The sequence below is a fragment of the Fodinicola feengrottensis genome (assembly GCF_010993775.1).
In the GTDB taxonomy this organism is placed as follows: Bacteria; Actinomycetota; Actinomycetes; order Mycobacteriales; family HKI-0501; genus Fodinicola; species Fodinicola feengrottensis.
In genome coordinates this window covers 30,630-55,241 of the sequence record NZ_WOTO01000001.1, presented here as the reverse complement: position 1 = coordinate 55,241, position 24,612 = coordinate 30,630, and the positions used below count along the sequence as shown (strand labels likewise).

Below are 24,612 nucleotides of genomic sequence, written 5' to 3'. Positions count from 1 at the left end.
GTGCTTGCCATCGTCGCGCCCGGACAAGGGGGGGCAGAAGCCCGGTTTCCTGCTCCCCTGGCTGTCCGGTTGGGACGGCGCCCAGCGCGCGACCGCGCGGCTGCGCTGGATGTCCGCGCTGAGCGGGCTCGACCTCGTCCACCTGGGCACCGAGGCGGACGCCGACGCGATCAAGGACACCGCGACCACCCAGCCGCTGCTCACCGCGGCCGCGCTGGTCGCCGCCGCCGCGCTGCCGGTCGGCGATGCCGCGGTAGTCGCCGGCCACAGCGTCGGTGAGCTGGGCGCGGCGGCGATGGCCGGCGTCCTGTCCACCGAGACGGCGGTCGCCCTGGCCGGCGTACGAGGTCGCCAGATGGCCGCCGCCTGCGAGGCCGAACCGACCGGGATGACCGCGCTGCTGGGCGGCGAGGAGGCGGACGTGCTGGCCGCCATCGAGGCCGCCGGCCTGACCGCCGCCAACCGCAACGGCGCCGGTCAGATCGTCGCCGCCGGCTCCCTGAACGGCCTGGAGAAGCTCGCCGCGGCCCCGCCGGAGCGTGCGCGCGTACGCTCGCTGGCCGTCGCCGGCGCGTTCCACACGCACTACATGGCGCCGGCCCGCGAGGCCCTGGAGGCGCTCGCCGGCGGCATCACCCCCGCCGACCCGAGCCGGCTGCTGTTGTCCAACGCGGACGGGAAAGCCGTCGCGACTGGCGCCGAGATGGTGACCCGGCTCGTCCGACAGGTCACCTCGCCGGTGCGCTGGGACCTCTGCATGGCCACCCTCGCCGAGCTGGGCGTCACCGCGATGATCGAGCTGCCGCCGGCCGGCACGCTCGCCGGCATCGCCAAGCGGGTGCTCAAGGGCATCGAGATCGTCACCGTCAACACCCCCGCCGACCTGCCCGCCGCCGTGGACCTCGCGGCCCGGCACCGCGGCTCCACCAGCTCGAACACCGCAGGAGCGTGACACGAATGCAGGTTGTGCAAACGCAGTCGTACGGGCGGATCGTCGCCCTGGGCCACTACCAGCCGGCCCGGGTGGTGACCAATGACGAGCTGTCGCAGCGAGTGGACACCAACGACGCGTGGATCCGGGACCGGGTCGGCATCGTCAGCCGCCGGATCGCCGGCCCCGAAGAGACCGTGGTCAGCATGGGGGTGGCGGCCGCCCCCAAAGCGCTCGCCGCTGCCGGACTCGCGCCGACCGACATCGACACGCTGATCGTCGCCAGCTGCACCGACCTGATCCCCATCCCGAACGCCTCCGCCCGGGTCGCGATCGAGCTGGGCATCAAGCCGGCCGCGATCGATATCAACACGGCGTGCTCGGGATTCTCGTACGCGCTGGCCGCCGCCGACCACGCCATCCGAGCCGGCGCCTCCCGCAACGTTCTGGTGATCGGCTCGGAGAAGCTCTCCGACGTGATCGACTGGGAGGACCGGTCGACGTGCATCATCTTCGCCGACGGCGCTGGAGCGGCGGTGGTGACCGCCAGCGACACGCCCGGGATCGGACCGGTTTCCTGGGGCAGCGAGCCCAGCACGATGATCGGGATGACCGAGCGCAACCACATCTACCAGGAGGGCCAGTCGGTCTTTCGGTGGGCGACGACGGGACTCGCGCCGATCGCCAAGGAGATCTGTGAGCGGGCCGGAGTCCAGCCAAGTGAACTGGCCGCCTTCGTGCCCCATCAGGCAAACCTGCGGATCATCGAGTCCGTCGCCCGCAAGCTCGGGGCGGCCAACGCGGTGATCGCCCGGGACATTGTCGAATCGGGCAACACCTCCGCCGCGTCGATCCCGATGGCCCTGTCCAAAATGATCGAGCGTGGTGAGATACCGTCCGGCGCTCCGGTTCTGCTGCTGGGCTTCGGCGGCGGGCTCACCTACGCCGGCCAGGTCGTTCTCAGTCCTTGACCGGGCCATCTACCCCAAATATCCAGCACCACACGAAAGGAACCACCAAGTGGCATCGCGTGACGAGATCCGCACCGGCCTCGCCGAGATCCTCGAGGAGATCGCCGACGTCGCCCCCGACGACGTGCAGGACGACAAGGCGTTCATCGACGACCTCGACGTCGACTCGCTCTCCATGGTCGAGGTCGTTGTGGCCGCCGAGGAGAAGTTCAACATCAAGATCCCCGACGACGACGTGCAGAACCTGCGTACGGTCGGCGACGCGGTCAGCTACATCGACAAGGCTCAGGCCTGATGGCTGTGCCCTCCATCGGAGTCGTCGTCACCGGGCTGGGTGCCACCACCCCGCTCGGTGGCGACGTCGCCACCACCTGGGAAGGCCTGCTCGCCGGGAGGTCGGGCGTACGCCCGCTCACCCAGGACTGGGCCGCCCAGCTGCCGGTCCGGATCGCCGCCTCGCTGGCGCAGGAGCCGATCGAGAAGCTGGCCAGGGTGAAGGCGCGCCGGATGGATCGCTCCGAGCAGGTAGCGGTGGTGGCCGCCCAGGAAGCGTGGGCTGACGCCGGCGCTCCCGAGGTCGATCCGATCAGGCTCGCGGTCGCGTTCGGCACCGGCATCGGTGGCGCGCTGAGCATGCTCGAACAGGACGACATCCTGGAGACCAAGGGCGTACGGGCGGTGTCCCCGCGGACCATCCCGATGCTGATGCCCAACGGTCCGGCCGCGTGGGTCGGTCTGGAGCTCGGCGCCAAGGGCCGGGTGTCCTCCACCGTGAGCGCCTGCGCGTCCAGCTCCGAGTCGATCGCGCTCGCGCTCTCGACCTGCTGCGCTCGGGCCGGTACGACGTGATCGTCGCCGGTGGCGCCGAGGCCGTCATCCACCCGCTGCCACTGGCCGGCTTCGCCCAGATGCAGGCCATGTCGACCCGCAACGACGAGCCCGAACGCGCGTCCCGCCCGTTCGACAAGGGCCGCGACGGCTTCGTCCTCGGTGAGGGCGCCGGCGCACTCGTACTCGAACGTGAAGACTTCGCGGTCGCCCGCGGCGCGCGGATCTACGCGCGGCTGGCTGGCGCCGGTGTGACGGCCGACGGCTACGACATCGTCAAGCCTGACCCGTCCGGCGAAGGCCAGGCCCGCGCGATGGCGCAGGCCATCGAAGACGCTGGGCTGAAGGGCTCGGACATCTCGCATGTGAACGCGCACGCGACCAGTACGCCGGTCGGCGACATGCCCGAGACGTTGTCGATCCGGTCCGCGGTTGGCGCCGACGTGGTGCTCACCGCGCCCAAGTCAATGCTCGGCCACCTGCTGGGCGGTGCCGCGCGGTCGAGTCGATCGCGACCATCCTGTCGATCCACCACGGGGTGATCCCGGCGACGGCGAACCTCGAGGACCCCGACGACGCGCTCTCGCTCGATGTCGTACGGGTCGAGCCGCGCAAGCTCACCATCGACGCGGCGCTCAACAACTCATTCGGCTTCGGCGGCCACAACGTGGCGCTCGCTTTCACCAAGCCGTAAGAGGAGAGCCGTAACGATGACCATGGTGTCGGCCGCCCAGGTCGATTTCCGGGATCCGGACGTGCGGCTCGCCGCGCTGTTCGATCCCGGCACCATGGTCGAGGTGTCCGGCCGGGACGCTTCCGGTGCCACGTCGGCGCGCGGCCTGATCGACGGGAACCCGGTCGTGGCGTACGCGACCGACGGCACCAAAAAATGGGCGGCGCGATGGGCACCGAGGGGTGCCGGCACATCGTGGACGCCATCGACCTCGCGGTCCGCGAGCGGGTCCCGATCATCGGCCTCTGGCATTCCGGCGGCGGCGCCCGGCTGCACGAGGGGGTCCATGCCCTCGACGCGGTCGGGGAGGTCTTCGCCGCGATGATCCGCGCGTCCGGCCGGGTCCCGCAGATCTCCGTAGTGCTCGGCCCGGCGGCCGGCGGCGCCGCGTACGGGCCGGCGCTGACCGACATCGTGATCATGGGCCCGGCGGGCCGGGTTTTCGTGACCGGCCCCGAAGTCGTCAAGAGCGTCACCGGCGAGCAGGTCGATATGGAGCACCTCGGCGGCCCCGAGGCGCACGGCCGGCGCAGCGGGGTCGTCCACATCGTCACCGAAACCGAGGCCGCGGCCAACGACAAGGCACGTGAGCTCACCGCCCTGCTGGCCCGTCCGGGCCGCTTCTCGCCGGTCGACCTGCCGGTCGACGGCGCCGATTTACGGGCCCTGCTGCCGGCCCGGTCCCATCTTGCGTACGACGTGAAACCGCTGGCCAACGCGGTGCTGGACGAGCCGATGATCGAGCTGCACAGCAAGTGGGCGCCGAACCATCGTGACAGGTCTGGGCCGGCTCGCCAAACGTACTGTCGGGGTAGTCGCCAACAACCCGCTGCGGCTGGGCGGCTGCCTGGACGCCACCTCCGCGGAGAAGGCGGCCCGGTTCGTACGCATGTGTGACGCCCTCGGCATTCCGCTCGTCGTCCTCGTGGACGTGCCCGGCTATCTGCCTGGCGTCGGCCAGGAATGGGACGGGGTCGTGCGCCGCGGCGCCAAACTTCTGCACGCCTTCTCCGAAGCCGTCGTGCCGCGGGTGACTTTGGTGACCCGTAAGGCTTACGGCGGCGCGTACATCGCGATGAACTCGCGTTCGCTCGGCGCGACCGCCGTTTTCGCCTGGCCTGACGTGGAAGTCGCGGTGATGGGCGCCCCGGCCGCGGTCGGGATCCTGCACCGCAAGAAGCTCGCCGCGACACCGATGCGAGAGCGGGAAGCGTTGCGTACGAAGCTGATTGCCGAGCAGGAGCGGGCCGCCGGCGGCGTCGAACAAGCCATCGAGATCGGTGTCGTGGACGCGGTCGTACAGCCGACCGCCACCCGCCGACGGCTCGCCGAGGCGCTCGCCGCCGCGCCGGCCGGCCGCGGCGCGCGCACGGGAACATTCCGCTGTAACCGACCCGTCAACTGTCCACAAAGGACGGTCGAGATTGGCTTCCTGGCTGACAAATGTCACCAGTACGTCCAAAATTATTCCGTTCTCGGCGGGCCGCCGATACTCTTTTCGCGGGGACTTCGCGATTAAGCGACTCCACACTCGCCGTGACGGCTTCGCCGACTCCCTCCGGTCGAAGCCGTCACGGCGACCTTCTTCTTGACAGGTAGGACACTTCCTACTTAATATCGGACCCCTCAAGCGAAAGGGGTTCGCATGCCGCAGCGGGCCAAGGACTCGGTCACCGACCGGGTGTTCGGGGCACTGGCGAACCCCACTCGGCGAGACGTGCTGGATCTGCTCCTGCGGGGTCCGCGGACGGTGGCCGACATCGCGGCCCGCGGCCCGGTTCGACATGGCACGTCCCAGCGTTTCCGAGCACCTGAAGGTGTTGCGGGACTGCGGCCTGGTCGAAGAGCGCCGGGACGGCCGGTTTCGCTACTACGGCGTGGATGCGGGGCCGCTGCACGAGTTACAGGAGTGGCTCAGCCCGTACGAACGCTTCTGGCGCGACCGGCTGACCGCGATGGGCTCGGTTTTGGATGAGATAGCGGAAAACGAGGACGACACATGAGCGAGGACCTGACCACGATCCAGGTAGACCAGTTCTTTCCACACCCGGTCGAACGGGTCTGGCGGGTCCTCACCGTCCCGGAGCTGATGGCACGCTGGCTGATGCCCAACGACTTCGAGCCCCGAGTGGGGCACAAGTTCACCATGAAGACGCGCCCGGTCGACCAGGTCGAGTTCTCCGGCGACATCGCCTGCGAGGTCCTGGAGCTGGTGCCGCTGCGACGGCTGAGCATCAGCTGGCGGGGCGGGCAGGGCGTCAACACGCTGGACAGCACGTGACCTGGGACCTGACGCCGGACGGCCGCGGCACCCGGGTGCTGCTGGAACACCGCGGCTTCGACCCGGACAACGCTACCCACCAGCTGTCCCGGCGGATCATGAACGGCGGTTGGCGCAGCCACGTGCAACGTGCCTTCAGCGCCGTTCTGGACGCCGACCGAGAGTATACCGACCAGTCGGTGTAGTATGCGACCGTGGCCCCCCGTCAGTACGAGAACGCCCGCGCGAAGATCCTGGACGCCGCCGTACGAGTCATCACCCGCGACGGCGTCAGTCGGCTGAGTGTCGACTTGGTGGCGGCCGAGGCCGGCATCAGCAAGGGCGGCTTTTTCTACCATTTCAAGACAAAGGTCAGCCTGCTCGGCGCCGTCGTGGAATACCTGCACGACGAGGTGGGCCGCACGATCGCCGAGCATGCCGGCGACGGGGACTGGCTCCGGCGCTACGTCGAGTGGGGCGTGCTGGCCGAGGGCGCGGACGCGGACCGGACCGGATGTCGCGTTGCTGCGGGTGCTGTTACTTGCCGCCGACGACAATCCGGCCATTCTCGACGGTGCCCGCGCCGCCAACACTCGTACGATAGGGGCCGCGCTCGCGCAGGGCGCGGACGCCGGCACCGCGCTGGTCGTCCAGCTCACCCTCGACGGCCTCTGGCTCAACCAGGCACTGGGCACCCTGACCCTGGACCGCGCCGAACGCCTGTCCATCCGCGACAGCCTGTTCCGGTTGATCGACTCGACACCGTCCACAAAGGACACCCAACGGTGATCAGCAGGCGGTGGCGGGCAGGCCGGTGACCTTGACCGGGGACTGGCCGGGGGCTTTCGCCTTGCCGGCCAGCACGGCCGCGAGCGCCCGCATCGAGGCCGGCGCGGTGCCGTAGGTGGCCAGCAAGGTCTTGGAGCGAGCGGATCCCAGCAAGTACGGGGAATCCGTCGCGACCGTGACGTCGGCGGCTTGCAGGTCCGCCTTGGTGTCCCCGTACCCAGTCAGGAAAATCCGGCTCGTGCCGGTGGCCGACGTGGTGATGCCGTCGCTTTCCAGTGCCTTGCCCAGCGCGTCGCGAGCCTGCGACGATCCACCGGAGATGGCGACCGGTCCGGATACCAGTGGACCTGAGCAGTTGCCCTTGTAGAGGGTGATGCCAGCGGCGGCTGCCCGGTCCACCGGCGCCTGGTGAGCCGCGATGTCCACAGTGGACAGCGCTGGCTGCGCGGTGGCGCCTTCCTTGAGTTTCAGGGCGATGATCCGGGTCACCGACGCGTTCACCTGGGCCCGTGGCAGCCGGCCGGACTTGATCGCGGCCAGCAGCGCCTGCTGCGCGACCCCGAGGTTTTCCGGGGTCAACAACATGTCATTGCCAGCCAGGATGGCCAGCACGGCCGCCTCACCCTCGCCGTATTTCTTCGTCACCGGTGGCATCGTCATGGAGTCGGTGATGATGACGCCCTTGAAACCCAACTGGTTACGCAGAAGATCTGTCAGCACCTTGTGGCTGAGGGTGGCTGGCGTGCCCGGATCGATCGCCTCCGCGTCCAGGTGACCCGACATGATCATCGGCGCCCCCGCCGCGATGCCCGCCTGGAAGGGCGCGACATCGTTGGCCATCAGGGAAGCCTTGCTCTGCCGCAAAATCGGCAGACCCTCGTGACTGTCCACATTGGTGTGTCCGTGGCCCGGGAAATGTTTGAGAGTCGAGGCGATCCCGGCAGCGGAATAACCTCGTACGGCCGCGGCAACCTGTTCGCCGACGAGGGTGGGGTCGCTGCCGAAAGAACGCGAGCCGATGACGGTGTTGTCGGCGCCCTCGGTCACATCCGCGTCCGGCGCGAAGTCGGCGTTCAGGCCGAGCGCGCGCAACTCCTGACCGGACACCGCAGCGGCCGCTTCGGTCAGGGCCGGCTGGCCGGCCGCGCCGAACGCCATCTGAGCCGGCAGCAGCGTGACGCCGTCCCGGATCCTGGTGACCGAGCCGTGTTCCTGGTCCGTGCCGATCAGCAGCGGTACGCCGGCGGGCAGCTTCGTGGCGGCCGTCTGCAGGCCGGTAGTCAGCCGCAGGATCTGTGCTGGCGAGGTGACGTTGGAGGTCGGGTTGGTGTCCGCGGTCGGGTCGTCGCTGGCCTGCCGGACCAGCATCAACCCGCCCAGCCGGTATTTCGCGATCACCGCGGCCGGGGTGGCTACCCCGTACTTCGCGTTGTTTTTTCCTTGGCCGTGCTGGCCGAAACACTGGTCGCGTCCTGCCCGTAGACGAACGGCACCAGCAGTTGCCCGACCGCGTCCACATCGGACAGCCGGGACGCGATCGCGGCGGCACGCGCGTCCGGATCGGCGGGCAACGCGACGGACGGACTGACGGACGGGCCCGGTGCGCCACCCGGTTTCTGCCCGCAGCCGGCGACCACCAGCGCGCCGACCAACAACACCGCTGTGACCAGCACACTTCTTCGCATCGGACCAGTGTGGGACAGCCACCCAGCCGGGGCGCGCGGGGGTCCAGATTGTCGGTTAGTCATCGGGTCTTAAGACGTACGACCGCCGCCGCCGGTTGGGCGGGATCCTCGCGAAGGTGACGCTCTGGGGGCGACAAACAGGGCACCCTCCCGACAAGGGGTTACTCCGTGAGGCGGGCCGCGGTCAGGGCCAGCCAGAACTGCACCCGGTCGGCGGTGTCGGCGAGCGAGCGGTCGGTCAGCTTCTCGATCTGGGCGATCCGATAGCGGACCGTGTTGCGATGCAGGATCAGCCGCTGCGCGACCGTACCCACCGAGCCGTTCGCGTCCAGAAACGCCCGCAACGTGACGATCAGGGCGCCATCGTGAGCCGCGTCGAAGTCGACCAGCGGCCGCAACACATCCGCGGCCAGGTCGCGCAGCGGCACGTCTTCGCTGGCCAGGATCAGGCCGGAGAGGCTCATCGGAGCCCGTTCGTTGACGCCAAGCCCGCGGCTCGCGGCCTCCCGCGCCTCGTAATAGCTCCACCGCAGGCCGCTCACGCCGGCGTACCAGCCGCCGATCCCGATCCGGGCCTGCCCGCCGAGCTGACGAACCTGGCCATGCAGCAGGTGGGCGGCCTCGTCCGCGGGCTGGCCGGCCGGCAGCACCGCCACCAGGCCGCCGTCCACCACGGCGGTGACGACCTCGGGCAGCGGCAGGGGACTGTACGTGAGCCGGCGGATCAGCTCGGAGCCGCGCGGCTGCTCCTCGGGGATCGCCAGCACGATCGCGTGACTGCCCGCCGCCTGGATGCCATAAGTGCCCAGCCGCCGGTCGGCGTCGGCGGCCGTCACGGTCCCTCGTACCACATCGGCGAGCACCTGCCCGGCGAGCTGGCGCTGGCCGGACAGCACCGCCTGGCGGCGGGCCACCTCCAGGCCGACCAACGACACCGCGTAGGGCAGTACGTCCGCGGAGCGCCGCGTACATAAATAGGCCACCACGAAGTTCTCGACCTCGACCGGGTAGACGGTGAGGTCCTGCGTCGCGGCCGTACGGCTCAGCCGGCCGAGCTGCTCGACCGGCCAGGCGGCCTTGGCTGGCGCCGACGCAAGCACGGTGCCCTGCTGGTCGGCGACCATCACCGGCGCGTCGATCATCTGCCGCAGCGCGGCGACCAGCGCACCCATCCCCTGCCCGGACAGCAGCGCCCGGGCCAGCACGTCATGGTTGTCCAGAAGCCGTTGCACCCGGCCAAAATGCTCCCCCAGCACCCGATCGGCGACGAACCGGTCGACGGCGATGAACGGTGTTTCGTACGGCACCGCCAACACCACCATGCCGGCCGCGCGGGCCGCCTCCAGGGTGCCGGCCGGGACCTGCGGATGGCTCAGCCCGACGCCGAAACCGAGCGCGGCGATGTCCCGCTCGGCCAGCCGCCGGACGAACTCCCGCTGGCTCGCCGCGCCGCGTTGTCGCAGGCCGGTGGTCAGCACCAGCTCACCGCCGGTCAGGAACGGCCGCGGGTCGGCCAGCTCGGTGACGGCCACCCAGCGGACGGCCTGGTCAGCGCGTCCGGCTCACCGCTGACCAGGCCGATGCCCAGGTCCGGCTCGGCCAACACGTCCCGAACGGTCAGCGCCATGGCCGCTAACTGTACGGATGCACAACGCGACTCGGCAATCATGGTGCAGGTGAACATTTACCCGGTATGTCGGGATTCTCTAGCGTGCCCAGCACATGGGCTGGCTGTGGGAGGCGGAATGCGGCAGGTCCCCGCACGCGTGGCCTGTCGGGCGGCCGCGCAGTTGCGGCCCGGCGCGTTCGACCGGGCCGCCAGCACCGACGCCCGCCGGATGACCGGCGAGTGCTGACCCGACTGGCCGCGGCGCGCTCATCCGGCGGCACCGTCGTGGGCGGGCAGGTCGTCGCTGGCCCGGCCGCCAGAGCCGCATGGCACTCGCTCGTACCACCGCTGCCACCGGCCATTGTGGACAGTCCCGACCCTGGAGTGGTCTATGCCAGAACCGTCCATCACGTTGCGAGGGCTACGCAAGACTTTCGACCGCACCGAGGCGGTCCGGGGCGTCGACCTGGACATCGCGGACGGCGAGTTCTTCTCGTTGCTCGGGCCGTCGGGTTCCGGGAAAACCACCGTGTTGCGGTTGATCGCCGGCTTCGAGCTGCCCACCTCCGGGCAGATTCTGTTGGACGGCAAGGATGTCAGCCGGACGGCGCCCTTCGACCGGGACGTGAACACGGTTTTCCAGGACTACGCACTCTTTCCGCATATGAGCGTGCTCGCCAACGTCGAGTACGGACTGAAGGTCAAGGGCGTTCGCAAAGCGGAACGCATCCAGCGCGCCGAGCAGGCTTTGGAGACCGTACGGCTGCCGCAGGTGGCGAGCCGTAAGCCGGCGCAGCTGTCCGGTGGGCAACGACAGCGGATCGCCCTCGCGCGCGCTTTGGTCAACCGCCCCAAAGTCCTGCTGCTGGACGAGCCGCTGGGCGCGCTGGACCTCAAGCTGCGGCAGGAAATGATCGAACTGAAAAAAGATCCAGCGCGAGGTCGGAATCACGTTCGTTTTCGTGACGCACGACCAGGAGGAGGCGCTGACCATGAGCGACCGGATCGCCGTACTGGCGGACGGCCGGATCGAGCAGGTCGGCACCCCGGTGCAGGTGTACGAGCGACCCGCCACCGATTTCGTGGCCGGTTTCGTCGGCACCGCCAACCTGACCACCGGCGCGGATTCCGTTGCCGTGCATGGCGTTGACGCCACCGTGAGCCTGCGACCGGAACGGATCCAGATCTCCTCGACGGTGGCTGCGGACGAACGCGGCGCCTCTGGTGTCGTCACGGATGTCGCTTACGTCGGCTCACAAATTCGCTTGGTCGTACGTCTGGACAGCGGGATCGACATGATCGTGGTCACCCCGAACACCGCGGCCCGCCAGCCAGCCGCGACCGGCGACCAGATCCGGCTGGCCTGGAAAGCCGAGCACGCCTTACGTGTTGGAGCAACAGAGTCCGTTTCCACCGAGGGGGAAGAAAAAATGAATCGCCGCAAGCTCGCCATCCTGGTGACCTGTCTCGGGCTGGCCCTGGCCAGCGCCGGCTGCGGGTCGTCCGGCACCTCGGGAACCTCCGGCGCACCACCGAAAATCGCAGCCCTCGACAAGCTGGGCAAGCCCGAGGGCAGCGTCAATGTGATCGCCTGGGCCGGCTATGCGGAGGACGGCTCGAACGACCCGAAGGTCGACTGGGTGCACCCGTTCACCAAGGCGACCGGCTGCAAGGTCAACGTGAAGGTCGCCGGCACGTCCGACGAAATGGTCACGTTGATGAAAACCAACCAATATGACGTGGTGTCGGCGTCCGGCGACGCGAGCCTACGACTCGTCTACAGCGGCACGGTCGCACCGGTGAACACCGCACTGGTGCCCAATTACGCGACCATCTTCCCGTTCCTGAAGAACCGCGCGTGGAACTCGGTCGGTGGCACCGCGTACGGCGTCCCGCACGGCTGGGGCGCGAACCTGCTGCAATACAACACCGACGTGGTGAAGCCGGCGCCGACCTCGTGGAGCTCGGTGTTCGCGGCGAATTCCCCGTACAAGGGCAAAGTCACCGCGTACGACTCCCCCATCTATATCGCCGACGCGGCGCTTTACCTGATGAACACCAACAAAAGCCTCGGGATCAAGAATCCGTACGCGCTGGACGACAAGCAGTTCGCCGCCGCGGTCGCGCTTCTCAAGCAGCAGAAGGCGAACGTCGGCGAATACTGGTCGGACTACACGAAATCGGTGCAGTCGTTCGAGTCCGGCGGCTCGGTGCTCGGCACCACCTGGCAGGTCATCAACAACCTGATCACGTCCGACAAGAAGGTGAAGGTGAACGCGATCCTGCCGGCCGAGGGCTCCACCGGCTGGTCGGACACCTGGATGGTGGCGGCCAAGGCACCGCACCCGACCTGCGCGTACAAGTGGCTGGACTGGATCGTCTCGCCCTCGGTGAACGCTCAGGTCGCGACGTATTTCGGTGAGGCGCCAGCACAGTCCAAGGCCTGCGCGGAGGCGGGCATGGCCGCCGAATGCGCCACCTTCCACGCGGCGGACAAGCCGTACTCGGACAAGATCTGGTACTGGACGACCCCGACCGTGGCCTGCCTGGACGGTCGTACGGACACCAAGTGCGCCGACTACACCAAGTGGACCCAGGCCTGGACGGACATCAAGGGGTGAGGACGGCCACGCTTTCCCGGGTCCTCTACCGAAAACCGCTGCTGCGGCTCGGCTCGCTGCTGTCGTTGCCGTTGCTGTGGCTGGTGATCGCCTATCTCGGCTCGCTCGCGGCGATGTTCCTGACCGCCTTCTGGACCGTGGACGCCTTCACCGGCAACCCGGTTCCGGGATTTTCGCTGGGAAACTTCGGTTCGTTGTTCTCCGACCCGACGTATCTGGCGGTCGCCGCCCGCAGTCTCGGGGTGGCCGCCGGAGTCACCGTGATCGACGCGATCATCGCGCTGCCGTTGGCCTTCTTCATGGCGAAGGTGGCCTCGCCGCGGGCGCAGCGATTCCTGGTGGCCGCGGTGCTGACCCCGTTGTGGGCCAGTTACCTGGTGAAGGCGTACGCGTGGCGGGTGATGCTCGGCGGCTCCGGCGTGCTGGACTGGATGATCGGTGGTGGAAGTCAGTCCTATTACGGCCTGACCGCCACCACCGTGACCCTGGCGTATTTGTGGCTGCCGTACATGATCCTGCCGGTCTATGCGGGTCTGGAGCGCATTCCGAACTCGCTCATCGAGGCATCCAGCGACCTCGGCGCGAGCGCGTGGCGAACCTTTCGCTCCGTCATTCTGCCGCTGCTGTTCCCGGCCGTGGTGGCCGGTTCGATTTTCACCTTTTCGTTGACTCTGGGCGACTACATCACGGTGAAGATCGTCGGCGGCAAGTCGCAACTGTTCGCGAACGTCATTTACGACAACGTGGTGACCGCGGACAACCTGCCCTTCGCGGCGGCGGCCGGGCTGTTTCCGGTCGCCGTGCCGTGATGGTCATCTACCTCGCGGCCGTCCGCCGGTCCGGCGCGCTGGACAACCTGTAGGAGCCGCAGATGATCCTGTCCAGGCGCGCCCGCATCCTTTTGTTCGTCGCGATGATGCTCGGCCTCGCGGTGATTTACGTGCCGTTGCTGGTGGTCGTGGTGAACTCGTTCAACTCGTCGCGGACTTTCGGCTGGCCGCCGAGCGGTTTCACCTTGGACTGGTGGGCTCGTACGATCGACAACGCCGGCATGCTGCAGGCGCTGCTCACCAGCGTCGAGGCCGGCATCGGCGCGACCGCGGTGGCGTTGGTGCTCGGCACGATGGCCGCTTTCGCCGTCCAGCGCTTCAAGTTCTTCGGCCGGGACACCATCTCACTGCTGGTCATCCTGCCGCTGGCGCTGCCGGGCGTGGTGACCGGAATAGCCCTCAACAACGCCTTTCGGGCCGTACTGCAGCCGTTCGGGATCTCGCTGAGCCTTTTCACGGTCATCGTCGGGCACGCTACCTTCTGCATTGTCATCGTCTACAACAACGTGCTGGCGCGGTTGCGCCGGCTGGGCGGATCACTGGAGGAGGCGTCGATGGATCTCGGAGCGGATGTCTTCCAAACCTTCCGATTCGTGACTTTTCCCTTGATCCGTACGGCTTTGCTCTCCGGTGGGCTGCTCGCTTTCGCGCTGTCCTTCGACGAGATCATCGTCACGACCTTCACCGCCGGACCGGGCGTGACCACGCTGCCGATCTGGATTTTCTCCAACCTCTTCCGGCCCAACCAGGCGCCGGTGATCAACGTGGTGGCCGCCGCGCTGGTGATCCTCTCGGTGCTGCCGGTGTGGCTGGCCACCCGGGTCGGCGGCGAGTCCGCCGGCGGCCGAATCTAAGGAGCACCATGCAGCTGCGGAACTTCGTCAACGGCGAGTACGTGGACAGTGCGGCCGGTCACCGGGCCGAGGTGATCGACCCGACCCGTCCACCGGTGCGGCGTACGGGTCGGCACCGGTGTCCGACACGAGGACGTCGACCGCGCGATGAAGGCCGCCGACAACGCCTTCCAGACCTGGGGCGAGACCACCCCCCCGCCGAACGGCAGCTAGCGCTGCTGAAGTTGGCCGACGCACTGGAAAAGCGAGCTTCTGACTTCGTGGACACCGAGGTCCAGAACACCGGCAAGCCGCGCGCTTTGACGCTGTCGGAGGAAATCCCGCCGGCGGTGGACGCTCTGCGCTTTTTTTTCGCCGGAGCGGCTCGCGTACTGGAAGGCCGTGCCGCGGGCGAATACCTGGCCGGCCACACGTCTTTCATCCGGCGCGAACCAATCGGGGTAGTCGCCCAGGTGACGCCATGGAACTATCCGCTTTTGATGGCGATCTGGAAAATCGCGCCGGCTTTGGCCGCCGGCAACACGATCGTCCTCAAGCCGAGCGACACCACGCGGCGGCGAGCACCCTGCTGCTGGCCGAGGTGGCTTCCGAATTTTTCCCCGCCGGCGTACTGAATGTCATCACCGGCGACCGGGACACCGGCCGCGCGCTGGTTTCGCACCCTACTCCGCAACTGGTCGCGATCACCGGGTCCGTACGCGCCGGCATCGAAGTCGCCGTCTCCGCCGCGAAAGACCTCAAGCGAGCACATCTGGAGTTGGGCGGCAAGGCGCCCGTGGTGATTTTCGACGACGCCGACATCGCGGCCGCCGCCGAAGGCATCGCGACCGCCGGCTATTTCAACGCCGGCCAGGACTGCACCGCGGCCACCCGAGTTTTGGCTGCCCCAGGCGTGCATGACGAGTTCGTCGCGGCCCTCGCCGAGCAGGCGCGGTCGACCCGTACCGGCCCGCCCAGCGACGAAGACGTGCTTTATGGTCCGCTCAACAACGCGCCAACCAATTGGCGCGAGTATCCGGTTTCGTGGACCGGCTCCCCGACCACGCGACCCTGACCGCCGGCGGCGGCACCGCGTCGGCACCGCCGGGTATTTCTACGAACCAACCGTGCTTTCCGGGCTGCGCCAGGACGACGAGGCGATCCAGTCCGAGATTTTTGGTCCGGTTATTACGGTCCAGCGCTTCAACGACGAAGATGAAGCCGTACGCTGGGCCAACGGCGTCGAATACGGCCTCGCGTCCAGCGTCTGGACGCACGACCACGGCCGGGCGATGCGGATGGCCAAACGGCTCGCTTTTGGCTGTGTCTGGATCAACACGCACATCCCGCTGGTCAGCGAGATGCCACACGGCGGCTTCCGGCACTCCGGCTACGGCAAGGACCTGTCCATGTACGGCTTGGAGGACTACACCCGCATCAAACACGTGATGAGCGCCATCGACAGCTAACACCCCTCGCAAAGAGGGACACCACGGAAATACCCGCTACGGCTCGAAACTGTCGTACCCCTTGATGAAATTGGCCCCCACCAAAATCGGGTGGGGGTGGGTTTGAGGACGCGCGTAGACGAAAATTTTGGCAAGTCCTGAGGTTTTTGGGACTAAAGGTGCTGGAGGGTTCGCTCGGCGGCTGTTGCATCGCTACATTTTGTTGATCTTGTTCACTTCGCCTACCCAAAAAGGATAATTCAGTCCAATGTCCGTTTTGGGTAGGCAAAGTAAACAAGATCAACAACGAATCTCGCTACCAGTAGCTACAAGCCCGCGACTGGGTGACGCTGCGTGTTGGGGGCTGCGGACGACTACGACAATCCACGCCGTAGCAGGTACTTCAGTGGATCCTGGCGAGGCGTACGGTCGCGACGACCCACCCATCGACGGTTACGGCTGCTGGTAAAGGCTCACGAGCACTCCATACCGAGGCTCACCGTCCCCGGCGTCTTCGGCCGTGTCCACCAGCCCCTCAAGCGCGTTCCGCAAACGCTCCGCCTGCGCGGCCGTCAGCCGAAGGTGTCGCAGGTTGAGCAGCGGTTCGACCGGAGCGATGCTCAGTTCCTGAGCGAACGCGGCCAACATCGCCGCGGTTGAGGTGGCTTCCGGGCTGAGCACTCGGATTCGCCGCGAACTGCGCTGGTAGTAGTGCTCGGTGCCGCCCCTGACCGTCCGCGTCTCAGCGATCCGCACCAGGCCGGCATCCCGCAGCACCTTCAGATGATGATCGACGTTTCCCTTGCGGGCCGACAAAATCTTCGCGAGCTGACTGATGGTCGCCGGTTGCTGTCCGAGCGCGAACAGCAGTCGCTGCCGGAACGAGTGCCCGAGCGCCTTGAACTGCTCGGGCGTGGTGATCTCCATTACTTCGTCCACTCATCAAGTGTCTGCAGTTCTTGACACTTTGTCAACCGGCATGCTGCACTGGGCCCCATGAAGAGCACCGACATCGTCGCCGAAACCGCCCGACTGGTCGCCGAGTATTACGTCTTTCCGGACATCGGCCAGAAAAATCCACGACTTACTGGCATCGCGTACGTACGACGTGAGCACCCCGCTGGAGCTGTCCACGGCGGTCACCAAGGATCTGCAGTCGATCAACCAGGATCGCCACCTGCGGCTCAAGTTCCACGAGGACGAAATCCCCGATCTGCCATCGGACGAGATGGGAATGAACCTGATGGCCCGCGAGGCGGCGGTGACGATGAACGGCATCGGCCGGGTCGGGCTACTGGACGGCAATGTCGCGCACCTCGCCCTGCGCCCGGTCCTGTTCCCGCCGACCATCGCCGGCCCGGCGATCACCGCGGCGATGCAACTGGTCGCGTCAGCGGACGCGCTGATCCTGGACGTACGCGACCTGCGCGGCGGCGACCCGGAGACGGTGGCGCTGATCTGCGGCTACCTGTTCGACGAGTCGACGCACCTGATCACCATGTACGAGCGCGAGGGTGACCGGACCACGCAGTTCTGGAGCGCGCCTTACGTGCCCGGCGCCCGTTTCGGCGGGACCAAGCCGATCTTCGTCCTGACCAGCTCGACCACCTTCTCCGGCGGCGAGGAGCTGTCGTACGACCTACAGCAACACGGCCGGGCGACGCTCATCGGCGAGCGTACCGGCGGCGGCGCCCATCCCCGGGTCGGCTTCCGGCTGCACCCGCACCTGGAGGCGACCGTCCCGACCGCTCGCGGGGTGAGCCCCGTTTCGGGCACCAACTGGGAGGGCATCGGCGTGATCCCGGACGTGGAAGTCCCCGCCTCCGATGCCCTGCGCGTTGCCCACGAGCGAGCGCTTAGCTGACGCTCTGGGTAAGCCAGGTGACGGGGGCGCCGTCACCGGCATGGCGATAAGGCTCCAAGTCGATGTCCCACGACGTGCCGAGCAGCTTCTCCAGGCCGTGCGATAACGCGTCGGGAGTCGTCGCGGTGGCCATAAGTGCGCGCAGACGGTCCTCGCCTACCAAGATGTCGCCGGTCGCGCTCATCGTCGCCCGGAAGATGCCCCGACCCGGGACGTACGCGATCCGTTCGCCATCCACGCCAGGCGTCGGTTCCTCGGTGACCTCGAAACGGATCATCGGCCACTGGCGCAGCGCAGTAGCAAGAGTGCCGGCAGTGCCGGTCCGTGCGCTCCATTGGCACTCGGCCCGTTGCGTACTGGGGTCAGCCGGCTGAGCCGTCCACTCCAGACGTACGGGCACGCCAAGGACGCGCGAGATCGCCCACTCGACGTGCGGGCACACAGCCGACGGCGACGAGTGGACGTACAACACGCCACGAGCAGGCACGGTGACCTCCCGGTTGGTCGAGATGCGCCTTCCCCTGCGATCTACGACCCGCTGGCAGACCAGATACCTGTGATGCTGATGGTACGACAGTGCCGCCTGTTATGTGAAGGTCAGGGCCGCCGTCTCATAAGGACAGCGTCGATCAGCAGGATCGCGCCGATGATGGCGACCAACGCGCCCATCCGGTGCAACCCTGGATCGCTCGCCGGTCCGGCAAACACCAGCGCGATGGCGACCGCGGCGAAGTTGGCACCGACGTACTGGGACGTACGGAACAGCCCGGACGCCGACCCAGTCGCCTCCGCCGGCGCCGCCCGGTAAACAGACAGCTGGTTGCCCAGGCTGTTGAACCCGTTCGGCACCCCCAACACCGCGCTGATCAGCACCAACACCACGATCGGGGTGGCCGAGTGGACCGCCAGCGCGAGCGCCAGGCCGCCCACCAGCAGGCCCGCGGACCCGACCACCAGCAGCGGCCGTGGACCTTTCCGGTGGGCGATCCGGGTCGCGACCACGATCGTCAGCGCGCCCAGGGTCGCGATCGGCAGCACCACCAGACCGACCGCGGTCGGGTCAGGTGCCGCGCCTGCTCCAGCCAGCCCGGCAAGCCGTAGAAGATCGCGTAGAACGCCGTGTACGTGAGAAGCGTGCGCACATAAGTGAGGGACAGGGCTTTGCTTCGTACGAGCAGACGCACGTCCACGAACGGCGTGGCGGCCCGGCGCTCCCCCACCACCCGAAGACCGCGAAGGCCGGCACGGCGACCGCCAACAGCGCCCACTGTGGCTGGTCGGCCAGCGACAGCAGAGTCAGCATCAAGGCCGTCATCGCGACACTGAAGATGATCAGCCCGGGCAGGTTCGATCTCTCGTACGACCTGGCGCCAGCCGCCGATCTCGCGCGGCACGTCCGGCGGCACCATCCTGAGTACGCAGATGGCCGCGGCGAGCGTCATCGGGATGTTGACGAAGAAGATCGACTCCCACCCGAAGCCGCCAACCAGCACCCCACCGAGGCTCGGCCCGAGCGCCGCGGAGGTCTGCGCGAAGATCGACAGGATGCCGAGCGCACCAACCGCGGATGCTTTGCGCTGGTCCGCGATCCGGCGGATCATCGCCACCCCGGCCGGGAACTGGGCGCCGGTGCCGATGCCCAGCAGCACTCGCGCCGCGATCAGCCAGCCCAGGCTCGGCGAGAACGGCGCGAGCAGCGAGACGACCGCGACCAGCGCGAGCCCGGTCAGAAACACCTTGCGGGCGCCGAAAAGGTCGGCCAACTTCCCGGCCGTCGGCGCCGACACCGCGGTCGCGAGGTAGAGCCCGGAGACCAGCCACTGGGTCTGGCTGCCGGCGGGAACGTGGAACGCGACCCCGATCTGCACCAGCGCGACCGCGATCATCGACGAGTTCAGCGGCTGCAGAAGCGTACCCAGCGCCACCGACGCACTGAACCGCTTCGGCAACCCTGGCCGTTGGTCGGTCTCCGCGCCGGTGGCAGCTGTCATCGGCGAGCGGCTACAGCGACGGTACGGTGTCGCCCTGGACCGCCTGGATGTCCATTTCCACTCGCAACGTCGTGCCCACCGCGTCGATGCCGGCGGCGAGGACCTGGTTGTACGTGATGGAGAAGTCGCCGCGGCGGAGTTCGCCAAGGGCTTTGACGCCGAGCCGGGTGTTTCCCCACGGGTCGACCCGCAGGCCGAGGTAGGTCAGCTCGAGCGTGACCATCTTCGTCACGTCCTTGATCGTCAGGTCGCCGGACAGCGCCCACTTCTCCGGACCCCGGGCGGTGAGCCCCAGGCCGCTGTACGTGATGGTCGGGAAACGGTCCACCGCGAGGAAATCGGCGGATCGCATGTGGTCGTCGCGCATCTTGTTGGCGGTGTCGATGCTGTCCGCCTCGATCACCGCGGTGACCGAGGACCGCTCCAGCGGCTCGGCGATCTGGATCGTCCCGGCGAAGGCGGTGAACCGGCCACTCACGCTGGTCAGGCCCATGTGCCTGGCGCTGACCAGAATGCTGGTGTGGGCCGGGTCGATGGTCCAGATGCCGGTGGCCGGCAGGTCCGCGCCGGGCAGCCGGGACAGCCGCAGGGTGCCCAGCTCGGCGGAGCCGCTCGCGGTCACCATCGCGGTGTGCGCGGACGGGGTGAAGCCGGGCGCGGTGAGGATCGCCGTGTACGTGCCGGGGTCCAGTCGGCCGGTGGCCACCACGCCGTCGCCGTCAGCCATCGCCCGCCCGACCTGGCGGCCGGCGGAATCGGTGACGGTCAGGATCGCGGTCGAGACCGCCCAGCCGTCGCTGGTCTGGATGGTCGCTCGTACGCCACCGGCCTGGCTGTGCGAGCGCATCTCGACCGGCTCCGTCGTCATCGGCTCTCCCTAAGGCTCATCAGTGCTCGTCATGACTCAGCAATACGTCGTGTTCGGTTTCCTTCCCGCCGTTCAGCGTGAGCATGCTGACCGACGGCGGGTAACCAGTCGCCACCACTGTGTAGTTGCCCTCCGGAAGATCCCCGAACTCATAACCGCCGTCTGGGCCAGTCATCGTCGCCGCGATCACGTTGCCGGCCTCGTCGACCAGCGTGACGCGAGCGTCCGCCAGCGGCTGCCGGCCCACGCCACCGTGGGCGTGGCCGCGCAGCCGGGCCGCGCCGGCGAACGACACGTCGTGCTGGGTCATGCCGCCCTCGGCCACCTCCACCAGGGCCGCGACCGGACGAAACCGGTCCGCGCTGATGGCTACCGTGTACGTCGCGGCGACCAGCTCGGAGAACGTGTACGCGCCGTCGGCGTCGGTCAGCTGCGATGCGACCGACCTCGCCACGGCCATCAGCGATGGTGACGGTCGCGCCGGCGAGCGCGGCCGCCGCCGGTCACCCGTACGACACCGGTCAGCCCGCTGGTGCCGATCAGCACCACTTCCAGGTGCGCCGGCACGTCACCGACCGAGACCAGGGTGGCCTGCGGCTGGTGCGAGGCGGCCCGAGCGATCAGCACATAGCTGCCCCGACCGGGAGTGGGCAGGTCGAAGGCGCCGTCCGGACCGCTGCGGCCGCGGCCCAACTGCCGGCCCGCGGAGTCGATCAGGGTGAGCACCGCGCCGGGAATCGGCGGCTGCCCCGCCCCGCCGCCACGGACATAGCCACGCACGGGTACGCCGCCGTTGGGCGCGCTGGTCGGGTACGCGTGCAGCGCCTCGGCCGCCACCGCGACCGGCGCCACCGCGAACGCCGGCTGTCCGTTCTGGGGTGAACCGCCGTTCTGCACGACGCCATTCTGGGCCATGGCCGATACCGGTAACACCGTGGTCGGCTCATTCGCGGCCGCCACGGCCACCAGTGGCCGTTCGGCCGGCAGCGGGCCGCTGTGCCGCCCGTTCGGCGGCACCCCACCGACCGCGGCACCGACCGGTGCGGCGGCGGCCAGCGGGCCGACCGCGGCGGCGCGTCGAGCCGCCCGCCGGCTGCCCGGCGGCCGGCGATGCGGTACGCAGCGGGATCTGCTTGAGGAAGAACGAAAGAACGAATGCTACCCCGATAATCGGTACGAGATAGAGGAAAATCGGTGGCAGGACGTCGTTGTACGCCTTGACGATGCCATTTCCAATGACCGCCGGCAGCGCGTCGTGGACCAGCGTCGGTGTCAGGCTGTTGGTGTCCAGCGGATGCCCGGACTGGGCGAGCGCGTTCAGTGCGGCGGCCGGCACGTACTGCGGGATCTTGTCCGCCAGTTGGCTGGCCAGCAAGGTGCCCACCAGCGAGGCGCCGAGCGAGCCACCGATCTGCCGGAAATAGTTGGAAGACGAGGTGGCCGAGCCGAGTTCGTGGAATGGCACCGAATTCTGCACCATCAGGATCAGCGTGGGCATCACCATGCCCAGGCCGATGCCGACCACGAAGAAAAAAGACGCTGTTCTCCAGGATCGTGTTGCTCTGGTCCAGACGCGACAGCAGAAAAAGCCCGACGCCGAGAATGGCCGTACCGACAATGGGAAAAGTCTTGTAGTGGCCCAGCCGGCTGATCAGCTGGCCGGAGCCGAGCGAGGCGATCAGCAGGCCGACGATCATCGGCAGCATCAGCAGGCCGGACACCGTCGCACTCTTGCCGTCGACCATTTGCAGGAAGGTCGGGACATAGCTGAGCGCGCCGAACATACAGACACCGAGAGCGACACCCATCACGCTGGTCAGCGCGAAGATGCTGTTCTTGAAGAGTTTCAGCGGCAGCATGGGCTCTTTGACGAGCGCCTCAGCAACGATGAACAGCGCCAGCAGCACTACCGAGCCGATCCCAAGGCCAATGATCTGGCCCGAGTCCCAGGCGTATTTCGTGCCACCCCAGCTGGTGATCAGCACAATGCAAGTACTGAAGCCGGCAAGCAGCGCGGCGCCGAAATAGTCGAGCTTGAAAGTGGCCTTGCGGCGCGGAAGTTTGAGGACGACCGCAGTGACGATCATCGCGATCACGCCGAGCGGGATGTTGATGTAGAAGCAGTAGCGCCAGGTGCCCTGCCCGAGGTCGGTCAGGAATCCACCGAGCAGCGGGCCGGCCACCGAGGCGACACCGAAAGCGCCACCGATCAGGCCCTGGTATTTACCGCGTTCGCGCGGCGAGACCATGTCGCCGATGATCGCCTGCGCACCGATCATCAGACCACCGCCACCAACACCTTGCAGCGCACGGAAAATGATCAGCTGGGTAATGTTCTGGGAGGCTCCGGACAATGCCGAGCCGACCAGGAAGATCACGATCGCCAGCTGGAAAAGCCATTTCCGGCCGATCAGGTCGCCGAGCTTGCCGTAGATGGGCAGCACGATCGTGGAGGCCAGCAAATACGCCGTGATCACCCATTGCAGGTCGGTCAGGCCATGCAGGTCGCCGACGATTTTGGGCAGTGCGGTGGAAACGATGGTCTGGTCGAGGGCGGCGAGCAGGACGACCAGCATCAAGGCGCCGACGACCGCTAACAGCTGCCGTTGTCCCAGTGGTTGTCCTGCGGTCGCCTGGTCGCGATGCTGCCCCGTTGCCGCATCACCGGCGTCGATGGTCGAACTCACCTTGTTACTCCCACAAATGCGATGTCGAAGCCGCGGATCATGCCAGCTCCTTACGGAATACCTCGAAAACCCCGTGTGTGTACGAGGCGAGCGACTCCTCGCGGTCGCCCGTACTCCACCGCTTCGCCGCTACCCGCATCGCGGTCACCGCGCAAGCGGCGACCAGCTCCGGATAGAAGTCCGGCCGCGGCGCCGGGCCCATGTTGCGGGCCACCGCCTCGGCCAGGCTCCGCTCGAAAGCGGCGAACTTCGCCAGCAACGCTGGCACCAGGGTCGGGAAACGCTCGAACATCTGCGCCTTGTGGCGTACATCGGGCTGGGTGCCGGTGTCCACCATGTGCAACAACACCGCTGAGGCACCGGCGATCGGTCCGTCGGCGGCGTGTTCGGCGAAGATGCGGTCCACCACGGCGTCCGGCGGCAGTGCCGGGCCGTCGCCGACCAGAGCGTCTTCCTTCGAGGGGAAATAGTTGAAGAAGGTACGCGTCGAGACGCCTACCTCCGCGCAGACGGCCTCGACGGTCAGCCCGTCCAGCCCATGCTGCTCGGCCAACCGCAGAGCGGTCTCCCTCAGTGCCTGCCTGGTGGCCTGCTTCTTTCGCTCACGCAGCCCAGGCACGTACATCCCCTCGCGTACCACGACACCCATGATTGCACGGCACGCAAGTTTTCACTAGCCGAAAGAATCTCATGGGGTACGCCTTACTCAAACTTGATCAACCGACCCACAGTCGGTCGACCACAAGCTACCCTCCGTCACCCCACAGACGTCCGCATGGCCCCCATACGTGCGGCGGACGCACGCATGGAGGCCATGCGGACAGAACCGGGTGACGATTAGTGGTTGACCTTGAACCAGGGTTGCGCCCAGCCCACGTAGGTCTGGCCCCAGGTGCTGCGGATCTCGGCGATGGTGGTCTGCGTGTACGTACCAGCGCCATGGATGTCGTTGGACAGGAAGTTGCCGCCGCCGATCGAGATCATCGTATGGCCGGCGCCGCCGTTGCTGAAGAAGGCGAGCCCGCCGGCCGGCACCGAGCTGTCACCGGGGTGCTTGTACGACGCCGGGATCTGCGTCCAGTGCACATAAGCGGTGGTCGAACCGCTCGCGCTCCAGCCGTACGCCCAGGCGTTGATGCGGTCGCAGTAGTTGTAGTAGTCCGGATTGTCATTGGTGTGCACGTGCGCCTTCGCCCAGGCCACCGCCGCACTGCAGGAGTTCGGGTCGCCAGTGCCGCTCGTCGAACAGCTCACCGTGGTGCCGGAGCAGTCCGGCGCGACCCGGTCGTCAGAGCCGGTGTAGACGTACGAGTCGGTGAGGTACCCGCCGAGCGCGGGCACGTGGTCCCAGATGTCGGTGGTGCCGTATTTGCCGGTCACCGTGTCGCCGCTGGCCTGGCAGTCGATCGTGACGGCGGTGCCGTCCGCGGCGCTGCCCACCGCGCTGGAGGTGGTGTGCGGCCCGGACCGAACCGTCACCGCGACACCGGTGTCGGTGTGCACCGTGCCGCTCGCGGCGAACGCCGGGCTGGCCCCCACCAGCACCAAAGCGGTGATCATCGCGACCGCGGCCGCTCCCCTGACCAGCAGTTTCCTTGCTGAGAGGGACACTTTCACGGCGTCCCGGAACCTGAGTTGCCCGTGCATGGCAGTCCTCCGCTCGT

Annotated in this window: 25 protein-coding genes and 6 pseudogenes; 16 read left to right on the top strand and 15 right to left on the bottom strand. The window is 67.7% G+C overall.

The genetic code is table 11. The features are described 5' to 3' along the window. From GNX96_RS00315 to GNX96_RS00275, 10 genes and pseudogenes are all read left to right on the top strand, one after another. Positions 1-952 (top strand): annotated as a pseudogene (locus GNX96_RS00315) (ACP S-malonyltransferase). Between the two features lie 5 nt (positions 953-957). After that, complete coding sequence (locus GNX96_RS00310; RefSeq protein ID WP_163566579.1) at positions 958-1,902, top strand: beta-ketoacyl-ACP synthase III; 945 nt, start codon at positions 958-960, stop codon at positions 1,900-1,902. Between the two features lie 49 nt (positions 1,903-1,951). Further along, the gene (locus tag GNX96_RS00305; RefSeq protein ID WP_163566578.1) at positions 1,952-2,197 is read left to right on the top strand and encodes an acyl carrier protein; all 246 of its coding nucleotides are present in this window, start codon (positions 1,952-1,954) and stop codon (positions 2,195-2,197) included. After that, positions 2,197-3,424, top strand: a pseudogene (locus GNX96_RS00300) (beta-ketoacyl-[acyl-carrier-protein] synthase family protein). Before GNX96_RS00305 ends, GNX96_RS00300 begins: the two are co-directional and overlap by 1 nt. Before the next feature lie 16 nt (positions 3,425-3,440). Next, a pseudogene (locus tag GNX96_RS00295) lies at positions 3,441-4,852 on the top strand (acyl-CoA carboxylase subunit beta). 395 nt (positions 4,853-5,247) lie between these two features. Then, positions 5,248-5,466: an ArsR/SmtB family transcription factor gene (locus GNX96_RS62035; protein ID WP_390623866.1), complete on the top strand. Its 219-nt coding sequence runs from the start codon at positions 5,248-5,250 to the stop codon at positions 5,464-5,466. Continuing rightward, on the top strand, positions 5,463-5,744 hold the full coding sequence (locus tag GNX96_RS47380; RefSeq protein WP_279578886.1) for an SRPBCC family protein: 282 nt from the start codon (positions 5,463-5,465) through the stop codon (positions 5,742-5,744). The genes GNX96_RS62035 and GNX96_RS47380 overlap by 4 nt, the downstream gene beginning before the upstream one ends. Further along, on the top strand, positions 5,741-5,929 hold the full coding sequence (locus GNX96_RS47375; protein ID WP_279578885.1) for an SRPBCC family protein: 189 nt from the start codon (positions 5,741-5,743) through the stop codon (positions 5,927-5,929). The genes GNX96_RS47380 and GNX96_RS47375 overlap by 4 nt, the downstream gene beginning before the upstream one ends. 9 nt (positions 5,930-5,938) lie before the next feature. Continuing rightward, positions 5,939-6,055, top strand: a pseudogene (locus tag GNX96_RS62030) (TetR family transcriptional regulator); the annotation flags it as partial. Between the two features lie 103 nt (positions 6,056-6,158). After that, positions 6,159-6,512 carry a hypothetical protein gene (locus tag GNX96_RS00275; protein ID WP_163566577.1) on the top strand — a complete coding sequence of 118 codons (354 nt, stop codon included), beginning with the start codon at positions 6,159-6,161 and terminating at the stop codon, positions 6,510-6,512. Here GNX96_RS00275 and GNX96_RS00270 read toward each other — a convergent pair whose 3' ends face one another. The 4 genes from GNX96_RS00270 to GNX96_RS47365 form a co-directional block, all read right to left on the bottom strand. Further along, positions 6,513-7,910, bottom strand: a complete 1,398-nt coding sequence (locus GNX96_RS00270) for a glycoside hydrolase family 3 protein (protein ID WP_279578884.1) — start codon at positions 7,908-7,910, stop codon at positions 6,513-6,515. Positions 7,911-7,924: 14 nt separating this feature from the next. After that, positions 7,925-8,197 (bottom strand): hypothetical protein, encoded by a 273-nt coding sequence (locus tag GNX96_RS47370; protein ID WP_279578883.1) that lies wholly within the window; start codon positions 8,195-8,197, stop codon positions 7,925-7,927. 161 nt (positions 8,198-8,358) lie between these two features. Next, complete coding sequence (locus GNX96_RS00265; RefSeq protein WP_163566576.1) at positions 8,359-9,729, bottom strand: PucR family transcriptional regulator; 1,371 nt, start codon at positions 9,727-9,729, stop codon at positions 8,359-8,361. Beyond that, positions 9,690-9,824 carry a hypothetical protein gene (locus GNX96_RS47365; protein WP_279578882.1) on the bottom strand — a complete coding sequence of 45 codons (135 nt, stop codon included), beginning with the start codon at positions 9,822-9,824 and terminating at the stop codon, positions 9,690-9,692. The genes GNX96_RS00265 and GNX96_RS47365 overlap by 40 nt, the downstream gene beginning before the upstream one ends. A gap of 373 nt (positions 9,825-10,197) precedes the next feature. On the opposite strand from GNX96_RS47365, the gene GNX96_RS00260 reads away from it, so the two are divergent. The 5 genes and pseudogenes from GNX96_RS00260 (at position 10,198) to GNX96_RS00240 (ending at position 15,559) form a co-directional block, all read left to right on the top strand. Next, the gene (locus GNX96_RS00260; protein WP_163566575.1) at positions 10,198-10,956 is read left to right on the top strand and encodes an ABC transporter ATP-binding protein; all 759 of its coding nucleotides are present in this window, start codon (positions 10,198-10,200) and stop codon (positions 10,954-10,956) included. Further along, on the top strand, positions 10,856-12,427 hold the full coding sequence (locus tag GNX96_RS00255) for an extracellular solute-binding protein (protein WP_452124457.1): 1,572 nt from the start codon (positions 10,856-10,858) through the stop codon (positions 12,425-12,427). Before GNX96_RS00260 ends, GNX96_RS00255 begins: the two co-directional genes overlap by 101 nt. Continuing rightward, entirely contained in the window at positions 12,424-13,236 is an 813-nt protein-coding gene (locus tag GNX96_RS00250; RefSeq protein WP_279578881.1) for an ABC transporter permease, read from the top strand. Before GNX96_RS00255 ends, GNX96_RS00250 begins: the two co-directional genes overlap by 4 nt. 62 nt (positions 13,237-13,298) lie before the next feature. Continuing rightward, a complete protein-coding gene (locus GNX96_RS00245; protein WP_163566574.1) occupies positions 13,299-14,111 on the top strand; it encodes an ABC transporter permease in 813 nt (270 codons plus the stop codon). A gap of 8 nt (positions 14,112-14,119) precedes the next feature. Next, positions 14,120-15,559, top strand: a pseudogene (locus GNX96_RS00240) (aminobutyraldehyde dehydrogenase). 432 nt (positions 15,560-15,991) lie between these two features. On the opposite strand, the gene GNX96_RS00235 reads toward GNX96_RS00240, so the two are convergent. Further along, positions 15,992-16,477 carry an ArsR/SmtB family transcription factor gene (locus GNX96_RS00235; protein ID WP_279578880.1) on the bottom strand — a complete coding sequence of 162 codons (486 nt, stop codon included), beginning with the start codon at positions 16,475-16,477 and terminating at the stop codon, positions 15,992-15,994. A 169-nt stretch (positions 16,478-16,646) separates the two neighbouring features. On the opposite strand from GNX96_RS00235, the gene GNX96_RS00230 reads away from it, so the two are divergent. Next, positions 16,647-17,402, top strand: coding sequence for a S41 family peptidase (locus GNX96_RS00230; RefSeq protein WP_279578879.1), 756 nt, complete (start codon positions 16,647-16,649; stop codon positions 17,400-17,402). Here the strand turns inward: GNX96_RS00230 and GNX96_RS00225 are convergent. The 10 genes and pseudogenes from GNX96_RS00225 to GNX96_RS00185 form a co-directional block, all read right to left on the bottom strand. Next, the gene (locus tag GNX96_RS00225) at positions 17,395-17,889 is read right to left on the bottom strand and encodes a DUF3145 domain-containing protein (protein WP_163566572.1); all 495 of its coding nucleotides are present in this window, start codon (positions 17,887-17,889) and stop codon (positions 17,395-17,397) included. The genes GNX96_RS00230 and GNX96_RS00225 overlap by 8 nt on opposite strands. A 110-nt stretch (positions 17,890-17,999) precedes the next feature. Next, on the bottom strand, positions 18,000-18,440 hold the full coding sequence (locus tag GNX96_RS00220) for an MFS transporter (RefSeq protein ID WP_163566571.1): 441 nt from the start codon (positions 18,438-18,440) through the stop codon (positions 18,000-18,002). After that, entirely contained in the window at positions 18,410-19,393 is a 984-nt protein-coding gene (locus tag GNX96_RS00215; RefSeq protein ID WP_163566570.1) for an MFS transporter, read from the bottom strand. Before GNX96_RS00215 ends, GNX96_RS00220 begins: the two co-directional genes overlap by 31 nt. 10 nt (positions 19,394-19,403) lie before the next feature. Beyond that, entirely contained in the window at positions 19,404-20,261 is an 858-nt protein-coding gene (locus GNX96_RS00210) for a YceI family protein (protein ID WP_163566569.1), read from the bottom strand. Positions 20,262-20,280: 19 nt separating this feature from the next. Continuing rightward, positions 20,281-20,721 (bottom strand): MSCRAMM family protein, encoded by a 441-nt coding sequence (locus GNX96_RS00205; protein WP_279578878.1) that lies wholly within the window; start codon positions 20,719-20,721, stop codon positions 20,281-20,283. After that, positions 20,721-21,278 carry a hypothetical protein gene (locus GNX96_RS47360; protein WP_279578877.1) on the bottom strand — a complete coding sequence of 186 codons (558 nt, stop codon included), beginning with the start codon at positions 21,276-21,278 and terminating at the stop codon, positions 20,721-20,723. The genes GNX96_RS00205 and GNX96_RS47360 overlap by 1 nt, the downstream gene beginning before the upstream one ends. Beyond that, on the bottom strand, positions 21,205-21,759 hold the full coding sequence (locus GNX96_RS47355; protein ID WP_279578876.1) for an MFS transporter: 555 nt from the start codon (positions 21,757-21,759) through the stop codon (positions 21,205-21,207). Before GNX96_RS47355 ends, GNX96_RS47360 begins: the two co-directional genes overlap by 74 nt. Positions 21,760-21,880: 121 nt before the next feature. Next, a pseudogene (locus GNX96_RS62025) lies at positions 21,881-22,837 on the bottom strand (MFS transporter); the annotation flags it as partial. Between the two features lie 148 nt (positions 22,838-22,985). Continuing rightward, the gene (locus GNX96_RS00190) at positions 22,986-23,567 is read right to left on the bottom strand and encodes an acyl-CoA-like ligand-binding transcription factor (protein WP_279578874.1); all 582 of its coding nucleotides are present in this window, start codon (positions 23,565-23,567) and stop codon (positions 22,986-22,988) included. 218 nt (positions 23,568-23,785) lie between these two features. Continuing rightward, positions 23,786-24,595, bottom strand: a complete 810-nt coding sequence (locus GNX96_RS00185) for a hypothetical protein (RefSeq protein ID WP_279578873.1) — start codon at positions 24,593-24,595, stop codon at positions 23,786-23,788. Between the last annotated feature and the right edge of the window lie 17 nt (positions 24,596-24,612).